This window comes from Ralstonia sp. 25mfcol4.1 (assembly GCF_900104095.1).
In the GTDB taxonomy this organism is placed as follows: Bacteria; Pseudomonadota; Gammaproteobacteria; order Burkholderiales; family Burkholderiaceae; genus Cupriavidus.
The window spans coordinates 42,107-58,762 of sequence record NZ_FNJO01000010.1 but is presented as its reverse complement, the minus strand read 5'-3'; the positions used below and the strand labels follow the sequence as shown (position 1 = coordinate 58,762).

Here is a 16,656-nt window from a genome sequence, read left to right as displayed (position 1 = left end):
CCTCATGCAACGACGTCGTTTATTCCGCGCCGCGCTGGCCGCTTCGGGCCTGTCGCTGGCGGCATCGTTCGGCACCCCGGCACTGGCTGCCGATGACTTTCCCACCCGTCCGATCCGGCTCATCGTGCCGTACGGCGCCGGCGGCGTGACCGACCAGGTGACACGCGCGCTGGCCGACGCGGCGGGCCGCGAACTCGGTCAATCCATCGTCGTGGAAAACAAGCCCGGCGTCAGCGGCACGCTGGGCGCCACCCAGATGGTGACCACCGAGCCCGACGGCTACACGCTGAGCATGGCGCCCGTGGTGATCTTCCGACTGCCGCACGTGCAGAAGATGCGCTACGACCCGCTCAAGGACCTGACCTACGTATCGATGATCGCGGACTACAACTTTGCGGTGGCCGTGAAGAAGGATGCGAAGTGGCAGACCATGCAGGAACTGATCGCCGACGCCAAGGCGGACAAGAAAGGCATCAGCTACGGCACCACCGGCATCTACGGCAGCCAGCACCTGACAATCTCCGAACTGGCGCGCGTGTCGCAATCAAACTGGACGCACGTGCCCTACAAAGGCGACGCCGAGGCCATCACCGCGTTGCTGAGCGGCTCATCCGATGTGGCGGTCCTGTCGAACACGTTGCTGCCCTACGTGCAGAACGGACAAATGCGTGTGCTCGCCACCCTCTCCGAAAAGCGCGCAGCCGACTTTCCGAACGCCCCGACGCTGAAGGAAATCGGCTACCCGGTGTGGTCGAACTCGCCATTCGGCATCATTGGCCCGGCCAATATGAAACCGGCCGTGGTCAAGCGCCTCGACGACGCCTTCCGCAACGCGCTCAAGGACCCCAAGTTCCTGAACGTGACCCGCCAGTACGGCATGGTGACCAACTACATGGGCCCGGAACAATACGCGGCCTACGCCCAGAGGGCCTTCAAGAGCGAAGGCGAAATCATCTCGCGCCTGGCCGAGGCGATGAAGAATCAATAGGCGTTTTCCGAAGTCGGCCCCGGCGCGTCGCGGGTGATCTGGCGACGCGCCGCCGTGGCATCACATTGGATGTTCCTTGTCTATCGCAACGTCACGAAGTTCCGCTTTAGCTCCTCCAATCTTGCGCTGAATTAGACAACAGCCATTCAGCGGTCTCAGAAGTGGGCAATCCATGTAGCGTGCGTCGCACCAATATGTCACGTGCTCATGGACCATGATCCTCAGCCCACCCTTCCTGCCAACCCTCGACGCCGACTTCATCAAGAACGCCGGCCCGGACTCGCTGATGGATGCGGTCGATCAGTATGAGTTAGGCCACAGCGGCATCTATCCGATCGCGTTCGATGGCCGTTGGCATTGCGGCGCGCATCTCAATCCACGCAAATATGTACCGGTGCATGCCATCGCGGACGGCGAGGTGGTGGCCTATTCCGTTCGCCAGAAGGCCATCTCGTGTCATCGCAAGAACCACGAGGGCACGGAGCATCTGGATTCGAATACCGGATTCGTATTACTCAGGCATACCACTGGGACCGGTGAAGGTCGGGTCATGACCTTCTACTCGCTGTACATGCATTTGCTGGACCTTGATAACACCCGAAATCGGGTCAAGCCGATGCTGAAAGCGCCACCGGAAGTTGGATCAGCCACGGTATTGCCCAAGTGGTTGTCTGCGAAGCTACGAATCCGATCAAGAGTCCATGCTGATCCAGACTCAATCATTCGAGGCTACTGATGCAGCGGGGTATTACTGGGTTGAAAAGCAACGCCTCAAGTATGACAACAAGCGGAAACTTGTGAATTTCGGCAAGCGGAGTATCAATTATTGGGCGGACGAAGGGAGTACTCTCGGTGCACAGAAAAATGTGACGCGCTGCATAAATCCTGGAATGAACCACTTCACTCTTCGACAAGGCTATTTTGATCACGCTTACGTCATCCTCAACGATGCAGTCAGTAACAAGTCGTGATTACGTCAATGATTTGAAATGGATATTCATAAACAAATAATCTCCGTATTGGGTATTTTGTGGGTAATTCAGCCTTGTTTTGTGTATGGCTCAGGTCCCGAGAACTCCGATAAGGTTGCGCGCATCAAACGAAGTGAAATAGAAGAAAGGTGCGGCATCAGCTTGCAAGTGCCTCCTGGCCTCAAGATGCTGGTCGTACCGGACTCCCAACTCTACCCAAAGGCGCGATGTATTCTCGGTGTACGGGAGAAGGGCCGAACGGTAGGCACGGTAAAGCGAGAGACCGGCAGTAGATATTCCGGATTGGTCGACTTCGTTCTCACCGTGAAAGAAATCCCGGTACAGCAACGACTGATGGAATATGGCTTTTCTACCATAGGCGATTCTGACGGGGCCGTGAAATATATCGGACAAACAAAATCTGAGATCGCAACGCAGATGGGATACCTCGGTGAAACGACTGATTCCTGGAGCATAACAAGCCAGGGCGGAGGTACATTGTACGCAGCGGAAGTGTCATCGTTTCGGAGTATTTCCAACCGGTCACCGGTTCGTTATCATCGCATGCATCTTCTTTGGGGAAATGAAAAAGTCTCTGTAGGCGCTATAGTTGTCTGCACCCCGTCAAAGCCGCGCGACTGCAAACTCCAAGATAACATCCGGGAAATGTTCGGTACCATTTCGGACGTGGATTATCAATAGAGCCAATGAGCCTTCTTGGCACGGACTCAAAACCAATTATCACGCCGCACAAGGGCCAAGCCTTTTGACCGCCCCCACCCCTCAAACCCCATCATAAAAAGCATGTCTCACTCGAATGGCAGACCCCATGAACCCTTCGATTGTTCTTTTTGCCGCATATCTTCTTATTGCTTCAAAAGCTTACGGGGAAGTGAGCCGGGAGGGATACTGTTTTCGGGCTTGGGAGGAAGGAGTAAGCAGTTTCGAGATGCGTACATACTATGATAATACGGTCAAATGGAGCGGGGGATTTGTTAAATATGAAAACTCCTCGGCCTTGCGAACCGTGGTGCTCGCCTCATCCGACGAAGAGCTGCATGACAAAGGTCGCCCGATCCAACTTGTCACGACATGGTTAGAAATAAATGGTGATCGCGTTTCTGGAACATATGAAATGTTCAGCCAAGGCGCCATGGTGTATTCGATGGTGTACGTTGAAAAAAGGTCCGGCGCAAAGAAAACCTTTTTATTTGATCCGAGTGCCAGGTCCACGCCAGAGGCGGGTTGCAATTGGAAGTAATCTGTGGTCTTTTTGACCGCCCCGCCCCGGCGGAAAGCGCTTGCATTGACGTCAGATGCTGGCGGCGGGTACGCCAAATTCGTACATGCTGTGGATAATAATAAGGTTTTCGACGTAATAAGCTACGGACGGCTCACTATAGCGAAAAACCGAAGCGACCACGCGTATTCGAATGGTGCGGAATCAGAATGAAAGTGCCGTCCGGTCTTCAGATTCTGGTTGTGGAGCGGCACAACACATACCCTGATGAACGATGTATTCTGGGCGTAATAGAGCGGGGGCGAAAAATAGGTTCGAGTGGCCACCCAGCTGTTGCCGAATATTATAATTTTGTTCACTTTGCTTTGACGGTGACGAACATCCCGGTGGCCCAGCGATTGGCGGAATATCTCTTTTCTACCTCAGACTATTCTGACGGGGCCGTGAAATATATTGGGCAACCAAAATCTGAAATCGCAACGCAGATGGGATACCTCGGTGAAACGACTGATTCCTGGAACGTAACAAGCCAGGGCGGAGGTACCTGTACGCAGCGGAAGTTTCATCGTTTCGGAGTATTTCCAACCGGGCACCGGTTCGTTATCACCGCATGCATCTTCTTTGGGGAAATGAAAAAGTCTCTGTAGGCGCTATAGTCGTCTGCACCCCGTCAAAGCCGCGCGACTGCAAACTCCAAGATAACATCCGGGAAATGTTCGGCACCATTTCGGACGTGGATGATCAATAGAGCCAATGAGCCTTCTTGGCACGGACTCAAAACCATTATCACGCCGCACAAGGGCCAAGCCTATCGGCCCGGCCCCCCACCCCTCAAGCCCCATCATAAAAAGCATTCCGCGGACGATCGATCCGGGGGACGGTGTTGGCGGCGTGCATGGATGCCTTGACCGTCGGCTTTACTACCGGGGCGGGCTGGATGCCTTGTTCGGCTGCGACCTTGGCTTCGGCGGCCTGGATGTCGGCGGGGTAGTCGTCGTCGTTGCGGCCGGGGTGGTAGCCCGCCTTTTCCACGGCGATCAGGTCGGCCAGGACCGAAGCCCGGGTGACCGGCGCCTGGGCGTTCTGGACGCTCTGGGCGAATGACATGGCGGGAGCCGTGACGATGGCGGCGGCGATCAGCAATTTCTTCATTGTGTTCATGATCTGCTCCTTTTCAGCAGGGGTTGCGAACAGGATTCATCATGGACGCCAGCGCCCCCTCGGCTTTTTCAGATCGCACGAAGTTGTCGCGTTGTCACGATCCGGCGTGGGCGCGGTGACATTCAACGCCGCATCGCTTTTTGCCGATGTTGGCAACTGCCCTCCTCAATGTGCGCTCCCGGCCCCTGTTGCGCCAACATGTCCTGGGGGTTGCGCAACGGACACGCCTTGAGCGACAGGCAACCGCAGCCGATGCAGCCGTCGAGCTGGTCGCGCAGCATGGTCAGTGTGCGGATGCGTGCATCGACGTCCGCGCGCCAGGCGGCCGACAACCGGCGCCAGTCGGCTACCGTCGGCGCCTTGTTGGCGGGCAGATGTGCGAAGGCGTCGGCAATCGTCGCCAGCGGCACGCCCATGCGCTGGGCCACGCGGATGACGGCCAGCCGGCGCAGGATGCCGCGCGGATAGCGGCGCTGGTTGCCGGCGCTGCGCGTACTGGTGATCAATCCCTTCGACTCGTAGAAATGCAGCGCCGATACCGCGATGCCGCTGCGGTCGGCCACTTCGCCGACTGTCAGGGGATCGCGTGCCCGCAGCCGACGTTCCGCACGATGCGGGACGGCGTCAGGGACGATGTCGGGGGCGATGTCGGGGGCGACGGTCTTTGGCATGGTGGTCCCTCTTTTTTAAAGAAAATTCGAAAGCCCTTGCAGGGCGCGATGGTATCGCAACTGCGCTTGACCTCAAGTGCGCTTGAGGTTTGATACTGGCGCGACCTTGACTCAGGACCCTGCCATGCTGCTTGAATCACCCCGCGCGCCGTACCTACAATTCGCCAATCCGCCAGACCTCTACGACCCCCGGCTGAACGGCTATTCCCATGTGGCGATCGTCAACCGGCCCGCCCGGATCATCTTCGCGGCTGGCCAGGGCGGCGAGGACATGTGCGGCGGCTTGCGCGCCGATTTCTCCGCGCAGGTCAATCAGGCGCTGGCCAACCTGCGCGTGGCGCTGCAGGCCGGGGGCGCCGATATCCCCGATGTGGCCAAGATCACCGTGCTGATCGTCGACCATTCCATGGAGCGGCTGGCCATCTTCAGCCGGGCCTGGCAGGCGCTGCTGGGTGACTGGCCCGCGCCCGCATGCACGTTGATCCCGGTGCCGCGGCTGGCGCTGGACGGCATGCTGTTCGAGATCGAGGCGGTAGCGGTGCTGCCGGAGTGAAGCGCGGAACGGCGGTCGGCGGCGTCATACCGTCGTATGACCGACCGGCATGCCCCTTGCAATGCCACAGGTAACCCCGGCCCATGGCGGGTCGGGCTCATCACCACCCGGTCGGCATTGCAAAATCATGGAAATTCCACATCCGCTGACGATAATTTCCCCGCACCTTGAGGACGCGGTCTTCAGTTGCGGCAGCCTGCTTGCCGCCAGCCGGCAGGCGATGGTGATTACGGTGTTTGCCGGCCTCCCACGGCCGGATCTGGCGGCGCCGGCCCATGACAGTGCGGCCGGTTTTGTATCGGCCCGGGACGCCATGGAAGCCCGGCGCCATGAAGATGCGCGCGCTTTGTCCGCGCTGGGTGCGGACCCGGTCTGGCTCGACTTTCTGGAACAGCAGTACGGCCAGCACTACGACGCCGTCAGTATTGCGCTGCGGCTCGGGCGCCTGCTGGCATTGCAACCCGGCGGCACGGTTGTGGCGCCAATGGGGCTCCGGCATGCGGATCATATGCTGGTCAATGCGGCATGCATGCTGGTGCGCGAAGCAGCCTTTGTCGACTTGCCGGAAACCGTCCCGCATGCCGAAGTCGAGCCGCACATGCCCGCGTTCCGCTGGATTTTCTACGAGGAAGCGATTTACCGTCGCATGCCGGGCGCCGTACAAAGCCGGATGGCCGGCTGGTGGCAGGAAGGCTTGCTCGCTTCACCCGTCCACATGCCGATCAGCGTCTTCACGGCGCAGAAGGCGCGCGCCGTGCAGGCCTACGCCAGCCAGCTGGCATTGTTCTCACCCGCCGAACTGGCCGATGTCTGCGCGCCGGAACGCTACTGGTCCCTGGATGCGGCCGACGTGCACCAGTGATGCACGCCGGGCCGCTTGCCACATATCGCTAGGGCCGCTTGGCCGGCGCCGTCTTCGGCGCGGAAGCGGGATAGTCATAGGTCTGCGCTGACGACGCCCCCTCATTGAGCGCGGGCGCACTACCGGGCTTGCGATGCCCGTCCTTGGTCAATCCCCACTCGCGTGCCCCGGGCGCCACATCGGACGCGGCCGTGCCGGGCGCCCGGTTGTCGACCTTCGGTGTCTGAGACGGTGTCTGGGCCCACGCCACACCGCTCAGTGACAGGCAGGCGGCCACGCACAAGGCGCGGCGGGCACGGGTCGGAATCAGGTGTACATGTCGCATGGTGGGGCTCCTGTCATCCATTGGCGAGACTACGAGCGGTTATCGACCGGCGGCGCATCCGGATCGCGGCTGCCCGGGTCCAGCAGATCCTGGCTTCCAATGCCGGCCGGCTGGTCTTCCTGCCGGATGGTAGCCCGCTGCCCCTCGCCCGCGCCGGGGCTTTCCTCGCTGGATGCACGACGGGTGGCCAGCGGGTCGCGCTCCTCCCTGACATCCCGCGCATCCCGCGCATCGGGTGCACCCTCGCGGTTCTGGGTTGCGGCGTTGTTCTCCGGCGATTCGTGAGTGCGACGCCTGTCGCGATTCCGGCGGCGGCGGGTTCCTGCATAGGCGAAAGGCATGGGGCATCTCCTCGTTCGAATGCTTGGTGTATGGATGCTTGCAGGTAAAGCCGCCAGCGCGCGGGGCCATCCCCACACGCTGGCGCAGTGCGTCGGCAGTCAGCTTCCCGACTTGCCCGACGTGGAGCCCGATGTGCTGCCCGACGTCGTGCCGGAGCCGTAGCCAGCGCCGGATGACGTATCGGAGCCAATCCCGGTTCCGAGGCTGCCCGAGCTGCCCGCCGCGCTGGAAGGCGCGGTGCTGCCCTGGCCGCTGGGGCTGCCCATGCCTTGCGACATGCGCGACCCGCCGGTCTGCCCTTCTCTGCCCCCGCTACCTTCCCGGCCCATGGCTGATTCGCGCGTGACCCGAATCTGGTTGTGCACGTCCTTCACGCCGAACACTTCCTCGGCCATGTCCTCGATCCGGTATTTCTGCTGACGGTCCTGTACCGTGCCGCTCAGCGTGACCACGCCGCTGCTGACCGATACCTCGACCTCGCGCACATCCACGCGGCCACTCATCGCCAGGCGTTCGCAAAGGTCTTCGCGGATACGCTCGTCGGAACGCTGGTAGCCCTTGGGGCCGGCGCGTTGCGCCCGGCGTGCCGCCGCGGAGCCACCTGCTCCGCCATAGCCCCGGTTCAGGTCGCTGCGTTCGTTGGCGCCCGTGAAATGTTCGTAGGCCCGTTCGTTCGGATCGTAGCCGCCGGCGCCGGTGCTGCCGCCGAAGCCACGTCCTCCACGGTCGCGCATGGAACCCTGGCCCGACCCGTACCGTTCGCGCTCGGACTGCCAGTCGCCCCCAGCGCGGCGTTGCCAGGGCTGGGCGCCCTGGTCCTGGTCGCCATAGTCGGATACGCCGTAGCCGCCGCGATAGTGGGTGCGCATGTCGGGTTCCGATCCGGTGGGGCCTTCCCAACTGCTGCCCCAGGCGCCCCCGGCGTCACGGCCCGCCGACTGGCGACCCTGCTGACGGCCTTCGCGCCCTTGTTCCCATCCGCCCTGGCGCTGCGCCGATCCACCCCGTGCCGGCTGATCCCAGACGCCGCGGCCCTGCCCCCATTCGTCGCCCTGGCTGCCTTGCTGGCTCGACCATTCGCTGCCGCGCCCGGAGGCGCCCTCCTGGTGCCAGTCGCCCCACCGTTCACGTTCGGCGTGACGCTGCGGGGAATTGCGCTCGTCGCTGTCCCGGCCGGACTGGCCGAATTGCTGGCGCCCGGTCTGCCGGCCTTCACCGTGCTCGCCATAGCGCCCTTCGCCATAGCCTTCCTCAAAGCGCCGGTTCTGCCCTTCATAACCGCCGTAGCCGCTCGACGATATCGGCGTCGAACCTTGCGACGACGTCCCGCCGCTCCAGCGGCGACCGCCGGGCTGCTGACCGCTGCCCTGCCAGTCGCTGCCCGCGCCCTGCTGGCCCGGCTGTGACTGGCTGCGTCCCTGGCCCTGCCAGTCGCTGCCGCCCTGCTGGCGGTGGGTGAGCCAGTCTCCACCGCTGTAGGCCTCCTGCTGGCGCTGCGTGCCGCCCTGCCGGCGGCGGTCGTCGCGTTCGTCCTGATCGCTGCGATCGTCACGGTCCGCGCCATAGGCGCTGTAGCGGTCGTCCGAACCACTACCCCTGTTGTTTCCCTGGTTCATGAGCGTCTCCGGTTCCGGGTCAATACAGTCAATACGGACCCTGCGACGCAAATTCCATACCGCTGACGGGCATGCGCCCCCAGCAGGCCGGGCCAGGGCCCGGCAGGCGCCTGCCCGATGCAGGACGCCGGTTCGATTTACATGGCCATATAAATCCTGCCAACGGGCTCCACATGCTGTAGTCAACGGCCTACACCCGATTCAGTGGCCTCCCCCTGAGCGCACGGGTGGCTGAGTCATATCGTGAAGTCACCGCGACACATTTTCGGGAGACGACCGATGAAACGCCTGCTCACGACCACTGCCCTGGCCATCAGTGCCATTCTCTGCATGCCGGCCATGGCCCAGCCCAAGAATGATCCGCCGCTCTCGCCCACCGCACCGAACCCCAGCGCCCCGCCGGCTCCGGAAGGTCCGACAACGCAACGCGGCAGTTCGGGCAGCGGCGCGATGATGAGCGGCGACTCGACCATGCAGCACGACAAGGACACGCAAGCCAAGAGCGCACACAAGACCAAGAAGAACACTGGCCAGCACGCGAAGAAGCCTCGCGAACAGGACGCCTCGCCGGTAGCCACGCCGACCGCACCTTCGGGTCCGAAGGGCGATTCGCCCGATCCGGTCCAAAAGCCTTAACGGTCAGGTCTCGCCAGCGGGTCTGCCTTTCCACGGGCATGCCCCGTAGACCCGCTTGCGGCGCGCCGCACGTTGTTCCCCAAACCGGAGCAGCGTGCGGCGCGTTTTTTGCGTGTGTCATGCCCGGGTCGATCGGACTATCCCGCCCGTATCGAATCGGGTGAATTCCGATCTGCAAAAGATTAACCACGCCGGCCGTGCAATTCGGCCGCCAGCCAGCGCGCTTCACCTAAAGTTAGAGCATCAACCGGAGACGTACATGGATGCACTGAACACCACGCTGGCGCGGCTTAGCCGTCACGCCATGCAGTGTGCAGAGGCGTTGTCCGCCGTGGCGGCCGCGGCATCGGACCCGCAGATTCGAGCGGTGCTGGCCCACCGTGCCAATATGCAACGCTGCGCGTCGGCCGAACTGGGCGCGCGTGCCGCGGCGGCCGGCGATGGCAAGCACATTAGCGCCGAAGGCCGCGCGCGCGACCCGCAACCTGTCTCGCCGCCCGCCGAGGCTGGCGAGCTGCCCCTGTTGCGACATGCCGCCCAGCAGGCCGGCCGTGCCGCGTCAGCCTATGGCGAACTGCTGCGCGAGCCGCTTCCCGATCCGGAATTGCGCCTGCTGCTGGCGCATTACTATCGGGGAGCCACGGAACTGCAGCGGCTGCTGGAACAACGCGCGATGGAATTCGCCCCGGCGCGATCACCGGGCGCGAGCGCACGCCGCATGGTGCCGCCGGTGCATTAGCAGCCGGTGCATTAGCAGCCGGGGCGTGGGATGCGAGTGCGGTGGCAGCCAAGGCATTCCCGGCCCATCCCGATTCAGGTTGTGCGCGGCGGCAGCCTCAGTGCTGCCTGGCGGCGTGCGGTCAGTTCCCGCTGCGGCTGATAGGGCCGGATCACCAGCGCCACATAGTCCTCGTCGTCGGGATTCACCACCAGATAAACCAGTCCGGACATCACCAGGGCCACTTCCCCCAGATGCCCCGCGATGCGTGCCGCCACGAAGTACTGCAGCAGATTGGGCTCCACCGTCGCGTCGATGGCCCGGGCGGCCGTGCAGATCGTCATCATGCACTGCTCGGCGGCCCGGCATACCACCACCACTTCGTCAATGGCATAGCCGGTATGCGCGGCGCGCACCATGACCGATACACCTTCGCTGGTGTTGGCGCGGTGCCAACCCGGTTTGGCCCGGAAATCGGGCAGCGTCAGCTTGGCGCCCACATCGTGTGCCACCACGTTGAACTGCTGGGCAAAGTCGTGCGGGCTGATGGCCAGCAGCTGTCTTTCGACGGGCGTGGAAGATACGGCCACGGAGGAAGCCACGCTGAGGGTGGCCAGGACGCCGGTCAGGTTCATCGCTATCTCCCTCGCACGATGCTTGCCTTGCTTCAGCAATTGCCGTTCCAGCCTCTTCACGGGCAGTACGGCCGACTGGTTCTGCGGCGGTCCCCTGAAGTCACTATAGGCGCCGGGCCCCTCGCATGCGAATCCTTTGCCGCGGCCGCCTGCAATGCCCCATTGGCATGCAACTTGCCGCATGTCCTGAAACCCGACGATGCAATACGACAACAGGAGTGACAATGAGCAAGACCACCCGACACGGCCGTCCGGACGCCGACAGCAAGAGCCGGAACCTGGAGGCCGCAGACCCGGAAGGCATCCCCAGCACGCTCGACCCCCGCCTGGACAGCGAAGCGACCGAAGACATCGAAAGGGAACTCGGAGACGTATCGCGAGAGCGGCATGAGCCGGACGACGACGAACTGCCTGAGGACGAGATTTTCGACGAAGTACGACGCGCCGCCGAGGAACTGCCGGCCGATACGCCGGTGGATCGCGCCGACCAGACCGACAAGCGGATGGAGAATCCGCCCAGCGGCAGCGACCTGTAGCAACGTGTCCGTTGACCTCAGGGCCATGTAAAAAGCCCCGGCAGTGCCGGGGCTCGCAGGCGGGTGGTCCGGATAAGCGCCGCGAATGTTCCGAATCTGTCGATGACTATTCCGATGCCAGCACACCGTACGGGCGAACGTGGAGCTGGTTGACCACATCCGACACGCCATACGTGTCGTCGACCAGATCTTCGATCTCGTACTTCATGCGCCGGTTGTCCACCGTGCCGGTCAGGGTCACCACACTGCCCGTCACCGCCACCGTCACGTCGCTCACGTCCAGCGTTGGCGCGTGCGTCAGGCGCTCGCAGACTTCTTCGCGGATGCGCTCGTCGGAGCGTGTGTAGTTCTTGGGGCCGGCCGGGCGGCGGCCATAGACCTCGGGGCCGCGGCCATGCACCGCCTGGCCCAGGCGCGGACGCTGGCGGAAATTGCGGCCCGATTCGACGCCGTAGTCCTCGTAGCCCGAGCCACGCTGACTCTCGCGACCCCGTTCGTAGCCCCCTTCATAGCCGCTGCGCGTGCCGCTCCACCGCTCGTCGCGGCCCGGCATCGGCGAGTTCGACGTCCGTGTGCCCGCGTCGTAACCGTCCTCGTAGCCGCTGCTGTAGGCGCTGACGTAGCCTGGGCTATGGGGCGAACTTTCGTCGCGCGACTCATCGTAAGTGGGCCGGCCGGGATAGTAGACGGTGGCGCCGCGTGAACGCCATCCGCCGCTCAGTTGCGCGGTGCGTCCTTGGCGCCAGGCGTCGCGGTTGCGTGGATCTTCGTCCCGCGAGCGTGCATCGCGATCTTCATAGGCGTCGTACGGATTGCGTTCGCCGGCATTGCCATAGCGGCCTGCCGACAGATCGCGGCGTCGCCAGTGGCGATCGTCGCCAGGCACGTTGCCATAGCCCTCCTCGTAGCCTCCGTACTGCTGATCGGGCCTGCGGCGACGGCCGTAGTCGTCTGATCGGTTCATTGCCATGCCTCCGTGAAGCCGGGGCGACGATCGCCCCCGATGCATAAAGGCCGGCAAGTTTCGTACCGGAGCGGCCGACCATGAAAAATGGCGCCGGAGGCACCGGCGCCATGCAGTTTCTACAAGGCCTGCGCGCAGGTCTTGCTGCCTAGGAAGATTTGCGGGCGCCCTGCATTGCGGCGCTATCGGCACTCTGTGGCGTCACGAGCCGCAGCCCGCTGGCGACCGCTGCCGCCGCCGCGAAACCGGCACCCAGGCTCAGTGCCAGGGTCGGCCCGTGCTTGCCGGCGATGCCGAATGACAAGGCCACCAACGCCGCGCCCGTTGCCTGGCCCAGCAGTCGCGCGGTGGCGACCACGCCGCTGGCGCCCCCTGCCCGCTCGCGCGGCGCGCTGGCCATCAGAGCCTTCAGGTTGGGCGACTGGAAGAAGCCGAATCCGGCACCGCAGATCGCCATGCGGATGCCGATATTGAGCACGCTGGCATCGGCCGGCATCATCGCCAGCGACGCCATGCCCACCGCCATGATCGCCAGGCCGATGCCGCCGAGCAGGCCCGGCGGATAGCGGTCGGACAACCTGCCGGCAATCGGCGCCATCACGGCCACCACGGCGGACCAGGGCGTCAGCAGGAAGCCGGTCTCCACCGGATTGCGCCCCAGCACATGCTCGAAGTAGAAGGGCAGCGAGACGAAGGCCAGGCCCTGCGCGGCAAACGAGCAGACGGCGGTGGCCGTCGACAACGCAAACATCGGCCGCTTGAGCAGATCCACCGGCAGCATCGGCGCCGGATGCCCGCGCTCGCGGCGCAGCAGCAGCACGAAGGCCACCACGAAGATGGCTGCGGCAGCCAGCACGTATTCCACCGGCTCGCGCTGCACACCCTCGCCCAGCGCGAAGATCAGCGCGGCGAACGTGATGGCGTTCAGCACGGCCGCCACCGGATCGAAACCGTGCTCGCTGCGCCTGGTCTGCGGCAGCGACGGCCAGGCGATGACCAGCGCCAGCAGCCCGATCGGCAGGTTGACGGCAAACAGCCATGGCCATGGGCCGAACGACAGGATCACCGAGGCCACCGTCGGTCCCACGGCGAACGATACCCCCACGACCAGCGCGTTGAGGCCCACGCCGCGCCCAAGCCGGTGAATCGGAAAGATGGCACTGATCAGCGCCGTGTTGACGCTCATGATGGCCGCGGCGCCCACGCCCTGCAGCAGCCGCGCCGCCGCCAGCGACGGCAGCGACCAGGCCATCGCACACACCACCGAGGACACGATGAATACCACCACGCCACCCAGGTAGATGCGTCGATGTCCCAGCACGCCGCCCAGCGCGGCGAACGGCAGCAGCGTGGCCACCATTGCCAGCTGGTAGGCGTTGATGATCCACACCGACGCGGCCGGCGTGCTGTTCAGGTCGGCGGCGATATTCGGCAACGCCGTATTGGCGATGGCCGTGTCCAGCGTGGCCAGGGACACGGCGATCATGATGGCGGCCATCCCGCGCTTTTCGCGGGCGGTCATCGGGCTGTCTGCAGGGGGAAAGGCAGCGGCGGCGGCCGGGCTTGCCGGGGCTGCTGCGTCGCTTTCGGCGGGCGGGCTTGCGTGGTTCTGCACGATATCGATCCGAGGTGGGGCTGGAACGGATGGGAAGCAGCGGTACAAATGACGCAGCAATCATTGCGCCGTCAAGTATCGCAAGTCGAGACGATACGACAAAACGCGCCCGCGTGCTGGCCGCCGTTTCAGTGCTGAGCGGGCCACTGACGCCATTTTTGGGAAGAACAAAGCAGATTGGCCCGTGTTCGTCGCCGAACACGGGCCAACATCATGCAAATTCCCGGCAACAGAACCAGATCGTAACTGGCGACCCGTCAGTGCGGCCCGTACTTCATCTGCACATCGTCCACGCGCTGCGTACGCATGTTGTAGAGGCAGGTGTAGCGGAAGGCCATGGCCTCTTCGCTGGCATCGGGCTCGAACGTGCCTTCGCCGCTGATCGATGTCTGGTTGGTCGTCTGCTGCGCGATGCGTTCGCGATCCGGCATCATCATCACGCTGCCCGGCTGCGGATAGCGTGTCTTGACCGCGTCGGCCACCCTCTTTTCGCAGGCGTTGCCGGCGGCATCGAGTTGCGCACGGCTGACCCCCGTTTGCGGCGTGGTGATGATGGTCGTCGGCTGCTGCGTCGTGCGCGGCGGGGTTGGCGGCGGCAAGGGCGCACTGGCGCAGCCTGCCAGGACCATCGCCAGGAGAGCTGTCGAAAACGGGGAAAAAGTCGTGAAACGTGGCATCGGGTCTGTCCGGAGTCGGCGAAAAAACCGTCGGAAAACGGGGTGCTGATCTCTTGGACTCTATGCCAGAAATGCTTTCGGAGCAACCTGACGCGTCAAGGTCAGGCGGCGGGCGCCTTGGCTTTGGCCGGTACCGGCGCCGTCATGTAGGACGCCGCCGATGACAGGCGCTCGCGCGTGCGGTCGTCTGCCGCGGGCCCGGCCCGCACCACATGGCGCTTGCCCATCTGCAGCGGCTCGCCATTGGCCGCATCCACCAGTTGAGGCTCGACCACCTTGCCTGTGTCGCGGTCGACAATCTGCACGCTGGCGCCTTCCGGCGCGAAATTGCGGTTGCCCCAGGCCAGCAGCGCCAGCAGCACGGGCCGGAAATCGCGCCCGCAGTCAGTCAGCACGTATTCGTAGCGCGGGGGCCGTTCCGAATACTGGCGCTTTTCGAGCAGGCCCTCCTCGACCAGGCCATTGAGCCGGCGCGTGAGCATGTTTGGCGCGATATCCAGGTTGCGCTGGAATTCGTCGAAGCGTTTCGTGCCATAGAACGCATCGCGCAGAATCAGAATGCTCCACCACTCGCCCACGCGTTCGAGGCTGCGGGCGATCGGGCATTGCATGTTGCGGAAAGTCTTGCGTTGCATGTCGTTCCCGTTTGTCGGTGTATCGGCCCGATGATACCCACCTTTCGGCGCGCATCGGCCAAAGCCCCATCGGAACGGCCGACAACCAGCGCGGCCCCAGCGAAAAAAGGCGCCCCGACCATTGGTCGTGGCGCCGCAATGCCTGCGCGTCGTGGAGTCCGCGCCGGCCCCTCGCTTGCCTTGCATTGACCCGGGAATCGGCTCCGGAATCAGAAAATGTGCCGAACACCCAGCGACACGCCCAGCTGGCCGCTGGCGTCGGGCGTCTTGTAATAGACCTGCGACGTCGAAGGCAGGTACCCCACCGACTGGCCGTTCGGCAGGTACGTGATGTTGTCCCAGTTCAGCGACGCGTTGCGCGCGTAGTTCACCGCAAAGAACACATCGGTCCGCTTGGACAGGCTGTAGTCGGCCAGCGCCAGGTACTGCTGCGGATTCTTGGGGTTGGTCGTCACCCCGCCGATGCGCGCGGACTTGATGTCGTCGTAGTAATAGGCCAGCGACAGGCGCAGTGCAGCGGTGGCGTCCCAGTTCACGCCCACCCAGTACATGTCGTCGCGGTGCGGCAGCAGGGTTGGCGTGCCGGTCGCCGGTGCCACCGAGTTGCCCCAGCGATAGCCCGCCACCATCTTGACCTGCCCCAGCCGGTAGCTGGCACCCAGCATCGCGCGCATATCGCGGCCATAGTCGTTCGATCCGGATGTGCCGGCGGCCTGCGCGGTGTTGAGCGTCTTGACCTCGTCATAGGCCGCCGCGATGCCGAGCGGGCCGTTCAAATAAGACAGGCCCAGGCCATAGGCGGAACCCGTGGCGAACGTGCCCGCGCGCTCACCGAACGACCAGTGCGCAATGGCCGTGAGTGGGCCAAACGTGCCCTGGTACTGCACCACGTTGTTCTCGCGGAAGTTCGGGCCGGCGATACCCACGACCGGCTCGAATTCCGGTGCATACGCCACCGGCGTGAAGCTGCCCATCGTCAGGAACGCCGAGGTGTACTGGCGGCCGAAGGTCACCTTGCCCCACTGGTTCTGCAGGCCCACGAACGCCTGGCGGCCGAACAGCAACCCGCCATTGCCCATCTTGCCGTCATCGGTATTGAACTGGTTTTCCAGCACGAACAGGCTTTTCAGGCCACCGCCAAGCTCTTCGACGCCACGCAGGCCGAAACGCGATTGCGCGATGCCCGACGAATTCATGAACACCGCCGAGCCGCTGCCCGGTGCCAGTACCCCATTGCTGGTGTTCTGCACGTGGTTGACGTACTGGATGCTGGACGTGACGACGCCATAGAGCGTCACGGACGATTGGGCCCAGGCGGCGGGCGCAAGCAGCGCGCCGGCAATGGCGGCGAACAGCGTCTTCTTCATTGTTTTAGGGTTCCGAGTGTGGTGGCTGATGGCGCCAGTGGTCTCCTCCGTCCAGCGCCCGGGTGCGATCGTCGCCAATCGCGTCACGTCAAATTAATCTCTCGTATTAAATTGACATGGACCGCAGGCTAACGGCATACGCAC

22 protein-coding genes are annotated in these 16,656 nt (G+C 63.6%); 11 read left to right on the top strand and 11 right to left on the bottom strand.

The features are described 5' to 3' along the window. The first annotated feature begins 4 nt into the window (after positions 1-4). From BLQ58_RS18180 to BLQ58_RS28870, 6 genes are all read left to right on the top strand, one after another. The gene (locus tag BLQ58_RS18180; RefSeq protein ID WP_092600848.1) at positions 5-988 is read left to right on the top strand and encodes a tripartite tricarboxylate transporter substrate binding protein; all 984 of its coding nucleotides are present in this window, start codon (positions 5-7) and stop codon (positions 986-988) included. 214 nt (positions 989-1,202) lie between these two features. Then, the gene (locus BLQ58_RS18175; RefSeq protein ID WP_092600846.1) at positions 1,203-1,724 is read left to right on the top strand and encodes a M23 family metallopeptidase; all 522 of its coding nucleotides are present in this window, start codon (positions 1,203-1,205) and stop codon (positions 1,722-1,724) included. Next, positions 1,690-1,959: a hypothetical protein gene (locus tag BLQ58_RS28885; protein ID WP_139186137.1), complete on the top strand. Its 270-nt coding sequence runs from the start codon at positions 1,690-1,692 to the stop codon at positions 1,957-1,959. Before BLQ58_RS18175 ends, BLQ58_RS28885 begins: the two co-directional genes overlap by 35 nt. An 18-nt stretch (positions 1,960-1,977) precedes the next feature. Next, a complete protein-coding gene (locus BLQ58_RS28880; RefSeq protein ID WP_139186136.1) occupies positions 1,978-2,661 on the top strand; it encodes a hypothetical protein in 684 nt (227 codons plus the stop codon). Positions 2,662-2,788: 127 nt separating this feature from the next. Beyond that, entirely contained in the window at positions 2,789-3,220 is a 432-nt protein-coding gene (locus BLQ58_RS28875; RefSeq protein ID WP_139186135.1) for a hypothetical protein, read from the top strand. Between the two features lie 188 nt (positions 3,221-3,408). Then, positions 3,409-3,846, top strand: coding sequence for a hypothetical protein (locus tag BLQ58_RS28870; protein ID WP_139186134.1), 438 nt, complete (start codon positions 3,409-3,411; stop codon positions 3,844-3,846). 184 nt (positions 3,847-4,030) lie between these two features. Here BLQ58_RS28870 and BLQ58_RS18170 read toward each other — a convergent pair whose 3' ends face one another. After that, complete coding sequence (locus BLQ58_RS18170; RefSeq protein WP_092600844.1) at positions 4,031-4,360, bottom strand: DUF4148 domain-containing protein; 330 nt, start codon at positions 4,358-4,360, stop codon at positions 4,031-4,033. Between the two features lie 122 nt (positions 4,361-4,482). Next, positions 4,483-5,031, bottom strand: coding sequence for a redox-sensitive transcriptional activator SoxR (gene soxR, locus BLQ58_RS18165; protein ID WP_092600843.1), 549 nt, complete (start codon positions 5,029-5,031; stop codon positions 4,483-4,485). Positions 5,032-5,155: 124 nt separating this feature from the next. Between soxR and BLQ58_RS18160 the strand changes: the two genes are divergently transcribed. Further along, the gene (locus tag BLQ58_RS18160) at positions 5,156-5,584 is read left to right on the top strand and encodes a RidA family protein (protein ID WP_092600841.1); all 429 of its coding nucleotides are present in this window, start codon (positions 5,156-5,158) and stop codon (positions 5,582-5,584) included. 127 nt (positions 5,585-5,711) lie between these two features. Continuing rightward, entirely contained in the window at positions 5,712-6,446 is a 735-nt protein-coding gene (locus BLQ58_RS18155; protein ID WP_092600839.1) for a PIG-L family deacetylase, read from the top strand. 28 nt (positions 6,447-6,474) lie between these two features. Here the strand turns inward: BLQ58_RS18155 and BLQ58_RS28865 are convergent, their stop codons facing one another. The 3 genes from BLQ58_RS28865 to BLQ58_RS29525 all read right to left on the bottom strand — a co-directional run bounded on the left by BLQ58_RS28865 (position 6,475) and on the right by BLQ58_RS29525 (position 8,729). Further along, positions 6,475-6,771: a hypothetical protein gene (locus tag BLQ58_RS28865; RefSeq protein ID WP_139186133.1), complete on the bottom strand. Its 297-nt coding sequence runs from the start codon at positions 6,769-6,771 to the stop codon at positions 6,475-6,477. A gap of 29 nt (positions 6,772-6,800) precedes the next feature. Beyond that, positions 6,801-7,112, bottom strand: a complete 312-nt coding sequence (locus BLQ58_RS18150) for a hypothetical protein (RefSeq protein ID WP_092600837.1) — start codon at positions 7,110-7,112, stop codon at positions 6,801-6,803. 99 nt (positions 7,113-7,211) lie between these two features. Further along, on the bottom strand, positions 7,212-8,729 hold the full coding sequence (locus BLQ58_RS29525) for a BON domain-containing protein (protein WP_254776011.1): 1,518 nt from the start codon (positions 8,727-8,729) through the stop codon (positions 7,212-7,214). A 279-nt stretch (positions 8,730-9,008) separates the two neighbouring features. On the opposite strand from BLQ58_RS29525, the gene BLQ58_RS18140 reads away from it, so the two are divergent. Next, complete coding sequence (locus tag BLQ58_RS18140; protein ID WP_092600835.1) at positions 9,009-9,365, top strand: hypothetical protein; 357 nt, start codon at positions 9,009-9,011, stop codon at positions 9,363-9,365. 259 nt (positions 9,366-9,624) lie between these two features. Then, positions 9,625-10,104, top strand: coding sequence for a hypothetical protein (locus BLQ58_RS18135; RefSeq protein ID WP_092600833.1), 480 nt, complete (start codon positions 9,625-9,627; stop codon positions 10,102-10,104). 74 nt (positions 10,105-10,178) lie between these two features. Here the strand turns inward: BLQ58_RS18135 and BLQ58_RS18130 are convergent, their stop codons facing one another. Then, positions 10,179-10,718 (bottom strand): malto-oligosyltrehalose synthase, encoded by a 540-nt coding sequence (locus BLQ58_RS18130; RefSeq protein ID WP_092600831.1) that lies wholly within the window; start codon positions 10,716-10,718, stop codon positions 10,179-10,181. A 224-nt stretch (positions 10,719-10,942) separates the two neighbouring features. Between BLQ58_RS18130 and BLQ58_RS18125 the strand changes: the two genes are divergently transcribed. Next, on the top strand, positions 10,943-11,254 hold the full coding sequence (locus BLQ58_RS18125; protein ID WP_092600829.1) for a hypothetical protein: 312 nt from the start codon (positions 10,943-10,945) through the stop codon (positions 11,252-11,254). A 106-nt stretch (positions 11,255-11,360) separates the two neighbouring features. On the opposite strand, the gene BLQ58_RS18120 is transcribed toward BLQ58_RS18125, so the two are convergent. The 5 genes from BLQ58_RS18120 to BLQ58_RS18100 all read right to left on the bottom strand — a co-directional run bounded on the left by BLQ58_RS18120 (position 11,361) and on the right by BLQ58_RS18100 (position 16,512). Beyond that, positions 11,361-12,218 carry a BON domain-containing protein gene (locus BLQ58_RS18120; RefSeq protein WP_254776010.1) on the bottom strand — a complete coding sequence of 286 codons (858 nt, stop codon included), beginning with the start codon at positions 12,216-12,218 and terminating at the stop codon, positions 11,361-11,363. A 148-nt stretch (positions 12,219-12,366) separates the two neighbouring features. Beyond that, complete coding sequence (locus BLQ58_RS18115) at positions 12,367-13,740, bottom strand: MFS transporter (protein WP_092600825.1); 1,374 nt, start codon at positions 13,738-13,740, stop codon at positions 12,367-12,369. Between the two features lie 350 nt (positions 13,741-14,090). Further along, positions 14,091-14,510, bottom strand: coding sequence for a short-chain fatty acid transporter (locus BLQ58_RS18110; protein WP_092600823.1), 420 nt, complete (start codon positions 14,508-14,510; stop codon positions 14,091-14,093). A 101-nt stretch (positions 14,511-14,611) separates the two neighbouring features. Continuing rightward, positions 14,612-15,145, bottom strand: coding sequence for a winged helix-turn-helix transcriptional regulator (locus BLQ58_RS18105; RefSeq protein WP_092600821.1), 534 nt, complete (start codon positions 15,143-15,145; stop codon positions 14,612-14,614). 209 nt (positions 15,146-15,354) lie between these two features. Next, the gene (locus tag BLQ58_RS18100; RefSeq protein ID WP_092600819.1) at positions 15,355-16,512 is read right to left on the bottom strand and encodes a porin; all 1,158 of its coding nucleotides are present in this window, start codon (positions 16,510-16,512) and stop codon (positions 15,355-15,357) included. Positions 16,513-16,656: the final 144 nt, after the last annotated feature.

Bases quoted from the DNA above. Each gene is read 5' to 3' on its own strand.
- BLQ58_RS18100 (WP_092600819.1), bottom strand. From the start codon at position 16,512: ATGAAGAAGACGCTGTTCGCCGCCATTGCCGGCGCGCTGCTTGCGCCC.
- BLQ58_RS18130 (WP_092600831.1), bottom strand. From the start codon at position 10,718: ATGAACCTGACCGGCGTCCTGGCCACCCTCAGCGTGGCTTCCTCCGTG.
- BLQ58_RS28865 (WP_139186133.1), bottom strand. From the start codon at position 6,771: ATGCGACATGTACACCTGATTCCGACCCGTGCCCGCCGCGCCTTGTGC.
- BLQ58_RS29525 (WP_254776011.1), bottom strand. From the start codon at position 8,729: ATGAACCAGGGAAACAACAGGGGTAGTGGTTCGGACGACCGCTACAGC.
- BLQ58_RS18115 (WP_092600825.1), bottom strand. From the start codon at position 13,740: ATGACCGCCCGCGAAAAGCGCGGGATGGCCGCCATCATGATCGCCGTG.
- BLQ58_RS28880 (WP_139186136.1), top strand. From the start codon at position 1,978: ATGGATATTCATAAACAAATAATCTCCGTATTGGGTATTTTGTGGGTA.
- BLQ58_RS28875 (WP_139186135.1), top strand. From the start codon at position 2,789: ATGAACCCTTCGATTGTTCTTTTTGCCGCATATCTTCTTATTGCTTCA.
- BLQ58_RS18105 (WP_092600821.1), bottom strand. From the start codon at position 15,145: ATGCAACGCAAGACTTTCCGCAACATGCAATGCCCGATCGCCCGCAGC.
- BLQ58_RS18135 (WP_092600833.1), top strand. From the start codon at position 9,625: ATGGATGCACTGAACACCACGCTGGCGCGGCTTAGCCGTCACGCCATG.
- BLQ58_RS18140 (WP_092600835.1), top strand. From the start codon at position 9,009: ATGAAACGCCTGCTCACGACCACTGCCCTGGCCATCAGTGCCATTCTC.
- BLQ58_RS18170 (WP_092600844.1), bottom strand. From the start codon at position 4,360: ATGAACACAATGAAGAAATTGCTGATCGCCGCCGCCATCGTCACGGCT.
- BLQ58_RS18110 (WP_092600823.1), bottom strand. From the start codon at position 14,510: ATGCCACGTTTCACGACTTTTTCCCCGTTTTCGACAGCTCTCCTGGCG.
- BLQ58_RS18175 (WP_092600846.1), top strand. From the start codon at position 1,203: ATGATCCTCAGCCCACCCTTCCTGCCAACCCTCGACGCCGACTTCATC.
- BLQ58_RS18180 (WP_092600848.1), top strand. From the start codon at position 5: ATGCAACGACGTCGTTTATTCCGCGCCGCGCTGGCCGCTTCGGGCCTG.
- BLQ58_RS28870 (WP_139186134.1), top strand. From the start codon at position 3,409: ATGAAAGTGCCGTCCGGTCTTCAGATTCTGGTTGTGGAGCGGCACAAC.
- BLQ58_RS18150 (WP_092600837.1), bottom strand. From the start codon at position 7,112: ATGCCTTTCGCCTATGCAGGAACCCGCCGCCGCCGGAATCGCGACAGG.
- BLQ58_RS18160 (WP_092600841.1), top strand. From the start codon at position 5,156: ATGCTGCTTGAATCACCCCGCGCGCCGTACCTACAATTCGCCAATCCG.
- soxR (WP_092600843.1), bottom strand. From the start codon at position 5,031: ATGCCAAAGACCGTCGCCCCCGACATCGCCCCCGACATCGTCCCTGAC.
- BLQ58_RS18155 (WP_092600839.1), top strand. From the start codon at position 5,712: ATGGAAATTCCACATCCGCTGACGATAATTTCCCCGCACCTTGAGGAC.
- BLQ58_RS18125 (WP_092600829.1), top strand. From the start codon at position 10,943: ATGAGCAAGACCACCCGACACGGCCGTCCGGACGCCGACAGCAAGAGC.
- BLQ58_RS28885 (WP_139186137.1), top strand. From the start codon at position 1,690: ATGCTGATCCAGACTCAATCATTCGAGGCTACTGATGCAGCGGGGTAT.
- BLQ58_RS18120 (WP_254776010.1), bottom strand. From the start codon at position 12,218: ATGAACCGATCAGACGACTACGGCCGTCGCCGCAGGCCCGATCAGCAG.